This window comes from Mesorhizobium sp. B2-4-13, from assembly GCF_006658535.1.
Classification (GTDB): Bacteria; Pseudomonadota; Alphaproteobacteria; order Rhizobiales; family Rhizobiaceae; genus Mesorhizobium; species Mesorhizobium australicum.
Window position 1 is genome coordinate 195,495 of the sequence record NZ_VFVB01000008.1, and the last position, 13,139, is coordinate 208,633.

Consider the following 13,139-nt stretch of genomic DNA (forward strand, 5'->3'; position numbering starts at 1 on the left):
GAATCCGCGTCTAAATCAAAGAGATAGAGCATGATGTCGTCCGAAAACCGGTTCCCACTTTTCGGCATCATGCTCTGGCGCAGGCCTGTCGTTTCGGGCGGACCGCTCGTCACCCCAGCAGGTCCTCGATCCGGATCGGAAAGCGCCGTGGGCGCACGCCGGTCGCGTGCCAGACCGCATTGGCGATGGCGCCGGCAGTGCCGGTGATGCCGATTTCGCCAACGCCCTTGATGCCGAGGGCGTTCACGTAAGGGTCGTCCTCGTGAACCAGCAGCGCCTCGACCGAGGGCACGTCGGCATTCACCGGGACATGATAGTCCGCCAGGTTGGCATTCTGGATGCGGCCGGAACGCCGGTCCGTGACGGCTTCCTCATGCAGCGCGAAGGAAACGCCCCAGATCATCCCGCCATAATACTGGCTGCGCACCAGCCGCGGATTGATGACCCGTCCGGCGGCGAATGCGCCGACCAGCCGGGTGACGCGGATCTGGCCGAGATCCGGGTCGACCTTCACCTCGGCGAAGACGGCCCCATGCGCGTGCTTGGCGTACGTCTCCTGGGAGGCCGGGTCCGGAGCGCCTTTGCCCCGGCCCTCGATTTCGGTCAGGCCCGCGCGGACGAGGATCTCGGTATAGCTTTCGCCGCGGCTTTCGTCATCGCGCCGGTAAAGGCGTCCGCCGCGTGCAACAACGCCTTCATTGCCGGCGCCGAACAGCGGCGAGGCTTCGTCGCCGGTGGCGAGACCGGCAAGGTTGGCGATGACGGCCGCACCCGCATTGTGGATGGCCATGCCGGCCGTCGCCGTGTGACCCGAACCGCCGGCGATGCCCGCATTGGGCAGGTCGGAACTGCCGGCCCTGAAATCGACCTGGTCGATGTCGAGCCCCAGCCCGTCTGCTGCAATCTGGGCAAAAGCCGTCCAGGCGCCTTGGCCCATGTCCTGGGCGCCGGTCTCCATCAAGCCGGTGCCGTCGGCCCTCAGCACCGCGCGTGCCTCTGCCTGGAACATGAGTGCAGGGAACGTCGCCGTGCCCATGCCCCAGCCGGTGAGGAAACCGTCGGCGTCGCGCATCCGCCGCGGCTGCAGCGGGCGACTCGCCCAGCCGAACGCCTCGGCGGCCTGTTCGTAACATTCGCGCAGCGCCTTGGAGGAGAACGGCTTGCCGGTCATCGGTTCGACCTCGGCGTAATTCCTGAGCCGGAATTCCAGCGGGTCCATGCCGCAGGCATGGGCCGCCTCGTCGATGGCGCTCTCAAGCGCGATCGATCCGGTGGCCTCGCCTGGCGCCCGCATGAACAGCGGCGTGCCGGTGTCGAGCCGCACGGCATCGTGCGAGGTGGCGATGGCCGGGCTGGCATAGAGCGTGTGCGAGGCATCGGCCGCCGGTTCGAAGAAATCGTCGAACGTGCTCGACGTGGTCCTGGCGTGATGGGAGATCGCGGTCAGCAGCCCTTCGCCATCCATGCCCATGCGCAATGTCTGGCGGGTCGGGGCGCGGTGACCGACCGGGCCGTACATCTGCTCGCGCCGGAGCACCAGCTTGACCGGGCGGCCGACGAGACGCGCCGCCAGGATGCCGAGCACTTGCGGTCCGGAAATCATGCCCTTGGAGCCGAAGCCGCCGCCCAGGAATGGGCTGCGGATATGGACGTTTTGCGGCGCGATGCCGAACAGGCCGGCGATGCGGCCCTGCGCCATGGCCAGGCCCTGGCTCGGCGTGTCGATCGACAGCCGGTCGCCATCCCAGGCAGCGACGATCGCGTGGGGCTCCATGGCGTTGTGGTACTGGGCCGGCGTCTCGTAGGTCGCCTCGATCCGCGTCCTTGCCGATTTGAGGCCGGCCTCGACATCGCCCTTCTCCTGCACAGCCGGATTGCCGACGCCAACGCCGCGCGGCACGAAGCTTTTGGCGCCGTCCAGACCAACGCGCGCCGGCAACTCCTCATAGCGCGGCGACAACAGCGCCGCCCCTTCGGTCGCCGCTTCCAGCGTCCGCGCGATCACCACGGCAATGCTCTGGTTGGGATAGCGAACCCCATCGTTCTGCAGCAGGTCGAGCCGGAACATGAAGGGATGGTCCTTGGCATCCGGATCGACGGCGAGCGCCGGCCGGTTCAGTGGCGTCATCACCTCGACCACGCCGGCATGCGCCTTGGCCGCCTCGACATCCAGCGAGACAACCCGGCCGCGCGCTATACTGGAGACGGCAAGCACGGCATAGAGCATGCCGGGCGGATTGTTATCGGCGGCAAAGCGCGCGGCCCCGGTGACTTTCAAAAATCCGTCGCGACGCGTCAGCGGCTGGCCGATGCTGGAGCCCTGGCGCGTATGGGCAGGCTGTTGGTTGAGGCCGAGTTCAAGCGTCATGACGCACTCCGGGAAGGGAGGAAAAAGGGGAAGCAGGCAAAGCGGGCATCAGAGCGGGCGTTCCCGCCTGTGCGGACATCAGCGCCCTGACGACAATGCGGCGGGCAAGCTCGATCTTGAACGCATTGTCGCCGGAGGGGCTGGCGTCGGCCAGAGCCGCATCCGCGGCCCGAACGAAGCTCGCTTCATTGGCATCGGCGCCGAGCAGCACCGCTTCCGCCGAGCGCGCCCGCCATGGCTTGGCCGCGACACCGCCGAGCGCCAGCCGCGCGGCGCGGATCTTGCCGTCGGCAACGGTCAGGGCCGCGGCAGCCGAAACGACGGCGAAGGCATAGGAGGTGCGTTCGCGTAGCTTCAGGTAGCGGGCGTGGGCGGCGAAGGACGCTGCTTCCGCCGGCAGGCGCACCGCAACGATCAGGTCGCCTGGCTGCAGCACGGTTTCGCGCTGCGGCGTGTCGCCTGGAAGCCGGTGGAATTCCTCCAAGGTCACGTGGCGCCGGCCTCCCTTGCCCTCGATCTCGACGACGGCGTCCAGCGCCACCAGCGGCACACAGAAATCGGAGGGATGGGTGGCGATGCAGGCATCGCTCCAGCCCAGCACCGCATGCAGGCGGTTCTCGCCGCCAAGCGCCGAGCAGCCGGAACCGGGTTCGCGCCTGTTGCAGGCGCTGGCGGTGTCGTAGAAGTAACTGCACCGCGTGCGCTGCAACAGATTGCCGCCGACAGTGGCGGCGTTGCGAAGCTGCGCAGAGGCGCCCGAAAGCAGCGCTTCGGCCACCGCCGGATAGGCTCTGGCGAAGGCCGGATCATATGCGAGATCGGCATTGCGGACCAGCGCGCCGATGCGCAGGCCGCCATCATCGAGCGTTTCGATGCGATTGAGTTCCGGCAGGCGGGTAATGTCGACGATCCGTTCAGGGCTGGTGATGCCGCCCTTCATCAGATCGAGCAGATTGGTGCCGCCGGCGAGATAGGCCGAACCCGGTTCGGCCGCCGCCGCTATGGCGTCGGAGACGGTGGCCGGCCTGATGAAATCGAAGTCTCTCATGCCGCGGTCCTCCTGCGTGCCTCGGTGGTGGCGGTGTCGGCCATGTTTTTCTGGGCTTCCATGTTTTTTTGGGCTTCCAGGACGGCCTCGACGATGCCGCCATAGGCCGCGCAGCGGCAGATGTTGCCGCTCAGCCCCTCGCGGATGCGCTCGGGATCATCGCCAGCCTGTCCTTCGGCGATCAGGCCGAGCGTGCTCATGATCTGCCCGGGCGTGCAGAAACCGCACTGGAAACCGTCATGGGCGATGAAGGCGGCCTGCACAGGGTGCAGTTCGTCACCGTGAGCGATACCTTCGATGGTCAGCACTTCGGCGCCGTCATGGCTGACCGCCAGCGCCAGGCAGGAGTTTATGCGCTTGCCGTCGACCAGCACCGTGCAGGCGCCACACTGGCCGCGGTCGCAGCCCTTCTTCGTGCCGGTGAACTCAAGCCGCTCGCGCAGCAGGTCAAGCAAGGTGACGCGTGGGTCGACCTCCAGTTCGTGTCGATGTCCGTTGACGGTAAGCGAGATGGGAAGGCTGGTCATGGGCGTCTGGCTCCAGTTGCTTGACGCTGAGGGGAATGAAGTGGGGTAGGGGCGGGGAAGGGCAAGGTCAGGCGACGGCCAATCTCCTGCGGGTTGGGAAAGTGGCGGGTTGCGGCTTCGAAAGACGTGACATACCGGTTCCCCTGATTATATGATGAGGGTTCTCCACTAAAAGCGGAGGTGCCTCCGTTTATTTACGTGGGGGCTGGCCAGGCGTGGTTCAAGCCCCCATATCCCTGGTGGAGAAAAAAATTGGCTTTTGAGCCCGTCACAACCGCTGACCAAAAAACCGCCGCCGCCGACAAGCCGTTGCGTGCCGATGCACGGCGCAATCGCGACCGGCTGGTCGAGGCGGCGGCTGTGGTCTTTGCCGAGCGCGGCATCGACGGCTCGCTGGAGGAGATCGCTCGGCGCGCCGGCGTCGGCATCGGCACGCTCTACCGGCATTTTCCGACACGCGAGCACCTGGTCGAGGTGGTCTACCGCCGCGAAGCGGAGGGGTTGTGCGCGGCGGCCGGCGAGCTCGCTGCAAGATATCCCTCCGATGTGGCGCTGGAAGAATGGATGCGCCGCTTCGTCGACTACATCGCCACCAAGCGCGGCCTAGCGACCAGCCTGCGCATCCTGTTCACCACCAATTCGACGCTGTTTTCCGACACGTCGGGGCGGGTGTCGCAGGCGCTGCGGCAACTGGTCGAGGCGGCGGTGGCCGACGGCACCATCCGCGGCGATGTCGATGCCTCCGACGTGCTGCATGCGCTGGGCGGCATCTACTCGGCACCAGATACGCCCGAGTGGCGCGACCGCTCGCGCCGCCTGGTCAAGCTCCTGATGGACGGGTTGCGGTTCGGGGCGACGAAGGCTGGATGAGAGGGCGAACGCCGCTTGCCCTCCGGCATGAGGCGAGCGACGACAAACGATGGTCGTGCGATCGTGTTTGGGGGCGGCTGAATTTGGCTCCGGCATGGCAGCTCGGCGACTGCTCCCGGTCCGGGAACAGGATCAGTCGGTCCGCCGTCGATCCGTAACCAGACTCCCTGCCTTCGCCGGCTGCTCGAGCCGGCGAACCGCGCCTGGAAACTCCTTGAAGATCAACGATCGCAGCCAGCGATGCACGGGATCGGCATCCATGCGGGGGTGCCATGCCTGGGTGATGGTGAAGCCTGGGATTGCCACCGGCAGATCAAACATCTGGGTACGGCCTGTCGCACCCAGATGGTACGATCGCGGCACCAGCCCGACAAGATCGGATGCGGCCGCGACCGCGACAACCGCCGGATAGCTGGGCACCACCAGATCGACCTTTCGCGAAAGGCCGAGTTCGGCGAGTGCTTCATCGACCGGTTCGATGAAATGGCCTCGCCGGGATGAGACCACGTGCCGGCACGCGGCGTAACGCTCAGCGGTTATTTCGGTCTCCAGAAGCGGATGCCCCGTTCTCGCCACACCGACAAAACGGTCATCGAACAACGCCTGACCGCGCAATTCGGCACCATCACCCGAAAGCACGCCAATATCGAGGTCGATCGTGGCTTCTCTCAGCAGTTCGATGCGCTTGTCCGGCCGGGGCGCGAAGCGCAGCCTTATGCCGGGCGCGGCACTGGTGACAAGGGCATGGAGACGCGCGGCGTAGAGCAGCACGAAGGCTTCATTGGCCCGGATGGTGAAATCGCGCCGCACCTGGCTGATGTCGATCTCCGGCGAGGGGCTGAGCACGGACCGGACCGCCGACGTCAGCGTGTGCACCTGTTCGGCAATCGCTTCGGCATGAGGCGTCGCCACCATGGCGCGTCCCGCCGACACCAGGATGGGATCGCCCAGCGCCAGCCGCAATCTCGACAGTGTGCGGCTCATCGCGGACGTGCTGAGGCCAAGTTTCTTGGCGGCGCCCGAGACGCTGCGCTCCCGCAGCAAGGCGTCAAGCGCCACCAGAAGGTTCAGGTCAAGATTGAGCATGAGAGAGCCTAACGAGATGAGGCGTTTGACGCAACGGTCAATTTACTCCGTTGCGCCTGGTGCAATCATGGGGTGAGCGGTATCGATGCGGCGACACCAACGAAGCGGAGCCTCCGATGTCCATAGCCGCAACGATCAATCCCGCCCATGACGGCCTGCCGTCGCCACGCCGCTACCTGGCCATCGCCGTCCTGCTGATGACGCTGGTGCTCGTCGTGCTGGACGGCGCCATCGCCAATGTCGCGCTGCCATCCATCGCGGCCTCGCTCAATGCGAGTGCCAGCAGCACCGTTTGGGTGGTGTCGAGCTACCAGCTTGCGGTCCTTGTGGCTCTTTTGCCTTGCGGCGCGCTGGGCGAGATCCACGGCCCCCGGCGTGTCTTTCTTCTGGGTGTCGCGCTGTTCACGGTGGCTTCGGCGGCCTGTGCCTTCGCCGGCAGCCTGCCTGTTCTTGTGGCTGCCCGGTCCATCCAGGGGCTGGGGGCGGGCGCCATCATGGCGACCGGGCCGATGAACCTGCGCGTTTCGGTGCCGCAGCGGCTGCTCGGAACCGTCATCGGCTTCAACGCGATGACGATCGCGATTTCGGCGGCCGCCGGCCCTGGTGTCGCCGGCGCGATCCTCTCCGTTTCCAGCTGGCCGTGGCTGTTCGCCGTCAACATCCCGATCGGCATCATCGTCCTGTTGTCTGGCGGGTTGCTTGCGCATCTGGATGGCGTGAAGCGTCACCTCAACCTCGTGGCATTGCTGGCCAACACACTGATGTTCATCCTGTTCTTCACGGGCGCCGACCGCATCGCCGGTGCGCCGGTCAGCGGGTCGATCCTGATCGGTTGTTCCGTCCTGTGCCTCGTTATCTTGTTGTCTCTCGAACGCAGGAGTGCCGCACCGATCGTGCCGACCGACCTCTTGGCCGATCCAGCCTTCCGGGTAGCCGTCATCGCTTCGATCTCGTGCTTCACCGGGCAGATGCTCAGCTACGTCGCGCTGCCATTCTACCTGCAGCACACCTTGCACATGAGCCCGGTCCAGGCGGGCCTCTACATGATGCCATGGCCCATCGCGACGATCATCATCGCTCCGATTTCGGGGCGGCTGGCCGATCGTTTCAAGACAGCGTGGCTGTGCGCCGCCGGCGGCGGGTTGCTGGCGATCGGCCTTCTGATCGCGGGCCTGACACCGCCCGGTCCAAGGGCGATTGCCTTCCTGGTCGGAACCGTCGTCGCGGGCACGGGTTTTGGTCTTTTCCAGACGCCGAACAACCGCATCCTGCTTCTCTCCGCACCCAAGGCGCGCAGCGGTGCGGCGGGAGCCATGCAGGGCACGGCACGGCTGTTGGGACAAACGCTTGGCGCCATTTCGATGTCGATCATTTTCGCGACCGTGCCGCTGACAGGCGCACCCAGCCTCGCGCTGGTCCTGGCCGGCGTCTGCGCGGCCATCGCCTGCCTGGTCAGCCTGAGCCGCGCCCGCTACGAGACGGTGGGATGAGACCAGCTGGCGCTCGACACGCTGTCCTCGATGCGCGCGCAAGGCATCGACATTCCAATCACCACGGTCGATCTCGGCCTGCGGCCGGCAATCGAGATCGCCAAGGCGTTCCGCTCAAGGCTACCGGCTCGTGGCGTCCCGATGACAAGGGCGTCGCCGAGGCGCTTGCCATGATCAAGGCGCTTATTGGTGAACCCACGCCGGCGTCGATCGGGGTCCAGGCCTTGCCGACGGTGCAGTCCGGTGCTGCTGGAATCCTTCAAGACGGTCTTCCACAAGGACCCGCCGGGCGGAGCTGGCGGACGCCTGCAACTCGCCAAGCCGAAGTGCAATTGAGATAGGGGGAACGATCACGGGCGCGGGCGAGATCCCGTGCCCATGGCGGCGTCCTGCGCACACCGCGGTCGACGGCTCTTCGCCCTGTGCAAACGATATGATAGGCGTCAGGCTACCGGTGGTCCGATTGCCGCCCGTTCGTGATGGAGGGGCATTTCAATGTATGTAGGCCGTTCCTACAAGGTGGTCGATTTCGCACTGTGGTCACGGCGCAGCGTCCTCTACATGGTGGTGGTGAGTGGGCTGGCCGTGGCTGCCTACCGCTTTCCGGGCATTGCCGGGTTCTCCGTGCCATGGTCGGTGGTGCTGGTGCTCGGCACCACGGTGTCGCTGGTCGCCGGCTTCAAGAACTCGCAGGTGTTCACCCGCAGCAGTGAGGCGCTGCAGGCCTTCACGCAGATCACGGCCAGCAGCCGCGTATGGTCGAATTTCTGTCGGGATTTCCTCGATGCGCCGACGGCCAGGCAGCTCATCTACCGCCATATCGCCTGGATGACTGCGCTGCGATACGCGCTGCGGCGGCCGATGCCGTGGGAATCCATGGGGAAGGCCGCCAATATCGAATACCGGCGGCGTTACCACATTCAGGAGGACAAGGGTTCGATCGCCGACGAATTACGCCCGCTGCTGGGCGACCAGACCGCGGATGTCCTGAAATCGCCTCGTCCGGCGATAGCCCTGCTCGAATTGCAGTCTGTCCAGGTCAATGCACTGTTCAAGGACGCCAAGGTCCCGCCGCAGATCCATGGCGAACTGACGAAGCTGATCCGCGACTTCCACGACCAGCAGGCGCGCTGCGACCGCATCAAGAACAATCCCTATCCCCGGCAATACGCCATCGTCAGTTCCATGTTCGTCATGATCTTCTGCACGCTGCTGCCGTTCGGCGTGGTTCCGGTGTTCGCCGACATGGGCAAGCTGGGGGGCATGCTCGGCTCGATCGGCATCTGGCTGACGATCCCGTTCAGCACGCTGCTGGGCTGGGCCTACATGTCCCTCGACCAGGTCGGCGAGAGCAGCGCCAACCCTTTCGAGGGCAACGCCAACGACGTGCCGATCTCGCAAATCTGCCGCGACATCGAGATCGAGATGCGCGCCGGGCTCGGCGAGAGCGATCTTCCCAAGCCATTGCTGCCGGTCAATGACATCGCGACGTGAGGTCGGGCGCCGGAGTCGGGCAGAGCCATGCCTTCTCAGCGCCTAGCGGCGGGACATCACCCTCAGCCACGGCGCCAGATGGAAAGCGCTCATCAGCAGATACATGGCCGGCATGCCGGTCAGGATCGAGCCGGCCAGCGGCGAGGCGCCCATGCACAGCATGGTCCCGTCGCCGCCGTGAAGACGGGAAAGCAGCGCCATCACCGCAAAGGTCGGCGCCGCGGCGAGGCATAGCCAGTCGGCTATGCCATGGGGGACGACATTTTCGGGGGTCACGCTGCCGATGCCGGAAGGGATATCGCTCATGATCTTATTCCCTTGATGGTTGCGGCCCGTCATGACCTGGGTCCTCGGCCCTGCCGGAGGAGAGGAACCCAGGCTGGACGGGCTTGCGCCAGCTTACTGGTTGCCCTTGTCGCGGAACGCGGCCTCGCCGGCAGCTGACACTTCGGCCCATTTCTTGTCGGCCCCGGCATCGTAATTGTCGTGCCAGTTCCACCAGCTGTAGAGTGGCGTCTGCGGGTAGCCTTCGGGCGAGTCTTCCCACACCTCCTGGCGGCCGAGCGGCGTGATGTCGAGATAGCTCCAGACGGTGCCCAAAGCCTCGTCGCCGCGGTTGTTGATGAAATAGGTGCGGAAGATGCGGTTCCCGTCATGGATGAACACGTTGTGGCCGTGCCATTCGTCAACGCCGAAGTCTTTGTCGAAGCTGTCGGTGATCGTATACCAGGGGATTTCCCAGCCCATCCGTGTCTTCAGCCGCTCGATGTCTTCCTGCGGGGCGCGAGAGGCGTAGGCGAGGGTGGTGTCGCGGGCGTTGAGATGGGCGAGGTGGCCGACCTGGTCGGCGCCGAGCGAGCAGCCGCGGCAGGCATGATCGGGCCAGCCATAGACGCCGGGCTCGAAGAAGGCGCGGTAGACGATGAGCTGGCGGCGGCCTTCGAACAGGTCCAGCAGGCTCACCTTGCCGTCAGGGCCCTCGAAGACATAGGCCTTGTCCACTTCCGTCCACGGCATGCGCCGGCGTTCGGCCGACAGCGCGTCCCTGGCGCGCATCGTCGCCTTCTCCTTCACCAGCATCTTTTCGTGCGCGGCGTTCCAATCCTGCTGTGAGACGATCGGTGGGGTGTTCATGGTCATGGTCATTGGTCTTCTCCTTTGCCAGTCGTGGCGTCGTTGCGATGTGGTGTTGCCTGGGCGTGTGGGGGAGCCGCAGGCGCGGCGAAATCCGAAAGATCCGGCCCGGCGCAGCAGGGGTGGCGTGCGGCGTGCTTGGCCGTATCACTGGCCGCGTCGAGGTCGAGGTCGGTGGAGGCAGGCATTTCTGGTTCTCCCTTGCTGCCGTCATTGCCGGCACGTCTTGCTGGTTGACGGTACTGACGTAAGTTAGGCGGCGCTGCGCCGAGGTGGGAGTTACAAGTGTGACGGGATTTGAATGGACTCGCTGATCACCGCGGCAGCGCTGGCGCTGGCGGCCGGCGATCCGCTCGGCGCGCTCGACCGCGTTGCCCTGCGCGAGGATGCGCCGGCGCTGGCGCTGCGCGGCATTGCCATGGCGCAGCTCGGCGACTTCGATCGCGCCAAGCTCTTGTTGCGGCGGGCCGCGCGTGCCTTCAGTCCGAAAGAGGCGGTGGCGCGCGCCAGATGCGTCGTCGCCGAGGCCGAGATCGCGCTGGTTTCGCGCGATTTGGGCTGGCCGGCCAAGGCGCTCGACGCGGCCCGCACGGCGCTGGAAAAGCATGGCGACCGGTTGAACGCAGCGCATGCCGGTCACCTCAAGGTACGGCGCCTGCTCTTGATCGGCCGCCTCGACGAGGCCGAGCAGGTGCTCGCCGGGCTCGACCCGGCGCCGCTGCCGCCGGCGGCAAGAGCCGCGCACGAACTCGCCGTCGCCGGCATCGCCATGCGGCGCCTGCGGACCAGGCCGGCGCGCGCGGCGCTGGAGTGGGCGCGCCATGCCGCTCGCAAGGCCGGCATTCCCGGCCTCATCGCGGAGGTCGACAGCGCGTGGCTGGCACTGGAGACACCCGCGGCGCGGCTGATCGCGCAGGGCAGGGAGCAGCCGCTGCTGCTCGAAGAGGTCGAGGCATTGCAGGGATCGCCGGCGCTGGTCGTCGATGCTTTCCGCTACGCCGTGCGCGTTGGGCGGACCACGGTTTCGCTGGCGAGCCGGCCTGTGCTGTTCGCCTTGGCGCGGACGCTCGCCGAAGCCTGGCCCGGTGATGTTTCGCGGGGGGAACTCGTGGCGCGGGCCTTCGGCGGCAAGCATGCCGATGAATCGCATCGCGCGCGCCTGCGCGTCGAGATCGGGCGGCTGCGTGCCGAGCTTCGCGCATTGGCCGGCATCAGCGCCACCAGGCATGGCTTCACGCTGGTGCCGCGCCAGGCCCATGCGGTGGTGGTGCTGGCGCGGCCGATCGAGGAACGGCACGCGGCCGTGCTTGCCTTGCTGGCCGACGGCGAGGCCTGGTCGAGCTCGGCCCTGGCGCTGGCACTTGGAACCGGCCAGCGCAGCGTGCAGCGGGCGCTTGAGCCGCTTGCCGAGGCCGGCAAGGTACAATCCTTCGGCCATGGCCGGGCGCGCCGCTGGATGACGCCGCCGGTGGCGGGTTTCACGACCACCTTGTTACTCCCCGCGCCGCTTCCCAATGGCTAGAAAGTGACGACGACCACCATCGAGGGACAGGACATGAAACATTCGGCAGCCGAAATCTTGAGGGAATACGGGCCCTTTCCCGGTGCCAATACAGTGGCCGGGGTAAGCTTTGACGGCAAGAATGTCTGGTTCGCCTCGGGCGACAGGCTGAACGCCTTCGATCCGGAGAGTGGGCAGGCCTTGCGCTCGATCGATGTCGCGGCACATGCCGGCACCGCCTATGACGGCCGGCATTTCTTCCAACTCGCCAAGGACCGCATCCAGAAGATCGATCCCGACACGGGCGAGGTGCTTTCCACCATTCCAGCCCCCGGCAATGGCGGCGATTCCGGGCTGACCTGGGCCGAAGGCACGCTATGGGTCGGCCAGCACCGGGAGCGCAAGATCCACCAGATCGACCCCGAGACCGGCGCGATCCTGCGCACCATCGAATCCAACCGGTTCGTCACCGGGGTGACCTGGGTCGACGGCGAATTGTGGCACGCCACCTGGGAGGGCGACGAAAGCGATCTGCGCCGCGTCGACCCGCGGACGGGCAAGGTTCTGGAGAAGCTCGACATGCCTGCCGGCATAGGCGTCTCGGGGCTGGAATCCGATGGCGCCGACCGACTGTTCTGCGGCAGCGGAAACGCCGGCGTGGTGAGGGCGGTGCGCCGGCCGAAATAAGGGTCCGCGAATTTTCCCCAATCGACTGGCCGTTGTGCGATGCCAAACCTAGATAGGCTGGACCATCCCCCCACAAAAGGATTCTCCCATGCGCGAACAGATCACGTTGAACGACGGCACCGCCATTCCCCAGCTTGGCCTTGGCGTCTGGCAGGTCGATCACGACATCACGGCGCAGGTGGTGGGCTGGGCGATCCAGGCCGGTTACCGGCTGATCGACACCGCCGAGGGCTACCGGAACGAGGAAGGGGTCGGCGAGGCGATCCGCGCCGCCGGCGTGCCGGCGGCAGAGCTGTTCATCACCTCGAAGCTGCGCAACGGCGCGCACCAGCGCGATGCGGCGCTTCGGGCCTTCGACGACACGATGAAGAAGCTCGGCGTCGAGCAGCTCGACCTGTTCCTGATCCATTGGCCGGTGCCCAGCCAGGACAAATATGTCGAGGCGTGGAAGACGCTCGTCGAGCTGCAGCAGGCCGGCCGCATCAAGTCGATCGGCGTTTCGAATTTCAACAGGGATCATCTGGAGCGCATCATCGGCGAGACGGGCGTGACGCCCGTCGTCAACCAGATCGAGCTGCACCCGCGCTTCCAGCAGCGCGATCTGAGGGAATTTCACGCCCGGCACGACATCCATACGGAAAGCTGGAGTCCGCTGGGCAGCGGCCGGTTGCTGAGCGACCCGACCATATCAGGCATTGCCCGCAAACACGGCAAGTCCACCGCGCAGACAATGATCCGCTGGCATCTCCAGCAAGGGCTGATCGTCATCCCGAAGTCGGTGCGCCAGGACCGCATCGCGGCCAATTTCGATGTCTTCGATTTCGAACTGGACGCACAGGACCTGGAGACGATCGCCGGCATGGATTCGGCTGACGGCCGTAACGGTCCGAATCCGGTGACGGCGGCGTTTCTGTTCTGACAGGACGAAGCGGTC

12 protein-coding genes are annotated in these 13,139 nt (G+C 66.1%); 6 read left to right on the plus strand and 6 right to left on the minus strand.

Features of this window, described 5'->3' with window-relative positions; translation table 11 throughout:
• Positions 1 to 109: 109 nt before the first annotated feature.
• The 3 genes from FJ936_RS22030 to FJ936_RS22040 are packed head-to-tail and all read right to left on the minus strand — an operon-like array spanning position 110 to position 3,943.
• Positions 110 to 2,368, minus strand: coding sequence for a xanthine dehydrogenase family protein molybdopterin-binding subunit (locus FJ936_RS22030; RefSeq protein ID WP_140792415.1), 2,259 nt, complete (start codon positions 2,366 to 2,368; stop codon positions 110 to 112).
• Complete coding sequence (locus FJ936_RS22035; RefSeq protein WP_140792413.1) at positions 2,358 to 3,416, minus strand: xanthine dehydrogenase family protein subunit M; 1,059 nt, start codon at positions 3,414 to 3,416, stop codon at positions 2,358 to 2,360. The genes FJ936_RS22030 and FJ936_RS22035 overlap by 11 nt, the downstream gene beginning before the upstream one ends.
• Positions 3,413 to 3,943, minus strand: coding sequence for a (2Fe-2S)-binding protein (locus FJ936_RS22040; protein ID WP_140663361.1), 531 nt, complete (start codon positions 3,941 to 3,943; stop codon positions 3,413 to 3,415). Before FJ936_RS22040 ends, FJ936_RS22035 begins: the two co-directional genes overlap by 4 nt.
• Positions 3,944 to 4,195: 252 nt before the next feature.
• Here FJ936_RS22040 and FJ936_RS22045 point away from each other — a divergent pair, with 252 nt between their 5' ends.
• Positions 4,196 to 4,813 carry a TetR/AcrR family transcriptional regulator gene (locus FJ936_RS22045; RefSeq protein WP_140791269.1) on the plus strand — a complete coding sequence of 206 codons (618 nt, stop codon included), beginning with the start codon at positions 4,196 to 4,198 and terminating at the stop codon, positions 4,811 to 4,813.
• 132 nt (positions 4,814 to 4,945) lie between these two features.
• Here FJ936_RS22045 and FJ936_RS22050 read toward each other — a convergent pair whose 3' ends face one another.
• Positions 4,946 to 5,899: a LysR family transcriptional regulator gene (locus tag FJ936_RS22050; protein ID WP_140791272.1), complete on the minus strand. Its 954-nt coding sequence runs from the start codon at positions 5,897 to 5,899 to the stop codon at positions 4,946 to 4,948.
• 116 nt (positions 5,900 to 6,015) lie between these two features.
• On the opposite strand from FJ936_RS22050, the gene FJ936_RS22055 reads away from it, so the two are divergent.
• Together FJ936_RS22055 and FJ936_RS22065 are read left to right on the plus strand one after the other, a co-directional pair.
• Positions 6,016 to 7,389, plus strand: a complete 1,374-nt coding sequence (locus FJ936_RS22055) for an MFS transporter (RefSeq protein ID WP_181171335.1) — start codon at positions 6,016 to 6,018, stop codon at positions 7,387 to 7,389.
• Positions 7,390 to 7,884: 495 nt separating this feature from the next.
• Positions 7,885 to 8,883, plus strand: coding sequence for a bestrophin family ion channel (locus FJ936_RS22065; RefSeq protein ID WP_140663355.1), 999 nt, complete (start codon positions 7,885 to 7,887; stop codon positions 8,881 to 8,883).
• Positions 8,884 to 8,925: 42 nt separating this feature from the next.
• Here the strand turns inward: FJ936_RS22065 and FJ936_RS22070 are convergent, their stop codons facing one another.
• Positions 8,926 to 9,189 carry a hypothetical protein gene (locus tag FJ936_RS22070; protein ID WP_140663353.1) on the minus strand — a complete coding sequence of 88 codons (264 nt, stop codon included), beginning with the start codon at positions 9,187 to 9,189 and terminating at the stop codon, positions 8,926 to 8,928.
• 93 nt (positions 9,190 to 9,282) lie between these two features.
• A complete protein-coding gene (locus FJ936_RS22075) occupies positions 9,283 to 10,029 on the minus strand; it encodes a thioredoxin family protein (RefSeq protein ID WP_140791274.1) in 747 nt (248 codons plus the stop codon).
• A 289-nt stretch (positions 10,030 to 10,318) separates the two neighbouring features.
• Between FJ936_RS22075 and FJ936_RS22080 the strand changes: the two genes are divergently transcribed.
• From FJ936_RS22080 to FJ936_RS22090, 3 genes are all read left to right on the plus strand, one after another.
• Positions 10,319 to 11,539: a helix-turn-helix domain-containing protein gene (locus tag FJ936_RS22080; protein WP_140791276.1), complete on the plus strand. Its 1,221-nt coding sequence runs from the start codon at positions 10,319 to 10,321 to the stop codon at positions 11,537 to 11,539.
• 33 nt (positions 11,540 to 11,572) lie between these two features.
• Positions 11,573 to 12,205 (plus strand): PQQ-binding-like beta-propeller repeat protein, encoded by a 633-nt coding sequence (locus tag FJ936_RS22085; protein WP_140791278.1) that lies wholly within the window; start codon positions 11,573 to 11,575, stop codon positions 12,203 to 12,205.
• Positions 12,206 to 12,293: 88 nt separating this feature from the next.
• A complete protein-coding gene (locus tag FJ936_RS22090) occupies positions 12,294 to 13,124 on the plus strand; it encodes an aldo/keto reductase (RefSeq protein WP_140791280.1) in 831 nt (276 codons plus the stop codon).
• The last annotated feature ends 15 nt before the right edge of the window (positions 13,125 to 13,139 follow it).

What these genes read in the sequence shown, in the direction of transcription:
- FJ936_RS22030 (WP_140792415.1), bottom strand. Translation starts at nt 2,368, where the DNA reads ATGACGCTTGAACTCGGCCTCAACCAACAGCCTGCCCATACGCGCCAG.
- FJ936_RS22035 (WP_140792413.1), bottom strand. Translation starts at nt 3,416, where the DNA reads ATGAGAGACTTCGATTTCATCAGGCCGGCCACCGTCTCCGACGCCATA.
- FJ936_RS22040 (WP_140663361.1), bottom strand. Translation starts at nt 3,943, where the DNA reads ATGACCAGCCTTCCCATCTCGCTTACCGTCAACGGACATCGACACGAA.
- FJ936_RS22050 (WP_140791272.1), bottom strand. Translation starts at nt 5,899, where the DNA reads ATGCTCAATCTTGACCTGAACCTTCTGGTGGCGCTTGACGCCTTGCTG.
- FJ936_RS22055 (WP_181171335.1), top strand. Translation starts at nt 6,016, where the DNA reads ATGTCCATAGCCGCAACGATCAATCCCGCCCATGACGGCCTGCCGTCG.
- FJ936_RS22065 (WP_140663355.1), top strand. Translation starts at nt 7,885, where the DNA reads ATGTATGTAGGCCGTTCCTACAAGGTGGTCGATTTCGCACTGTGGTCA.
- FJ936_RS22070 (WP_140663353.1), bottom strand. Translation starts at nt 9,189, where the DNA reads ATGAGCGATATCCCTTCCGGCATCGGCAGCGTGACCCCCGAAAATGTC.
- FJ936_RS22075 (WP_140791274.1), bottom strand. Translation starts at nt 10,029, where the DNA reads ATGACCATGACCATGAACACCCCACCGATCGTCTCACAGCAGGATTGG.
- FJ936_RS22080 (WP_140791276.1), top strand. Translation starts at nt 10,319, where the DNA reads ATGGACTCGCTGATCACCGCGGCAGCGCTGGCGCTGGCGGCCGGCGAT.
- FJ936_RS22085 (WP_140791278.1), top strand. Translation starts at nt 11,573, where the DNA reads ATGAAACATTCGGCAGCCGAAATCTTGAGGGAATACGGGCCCTTTCCC.
- FJ936_RS22090 (WP_140791280.1), top strand. Translation starts at nt 12,294, where the DNA reads ATGCGCGAACAGATCACGTTGAACGACGGCACCGCCATTCCCCAGCTT.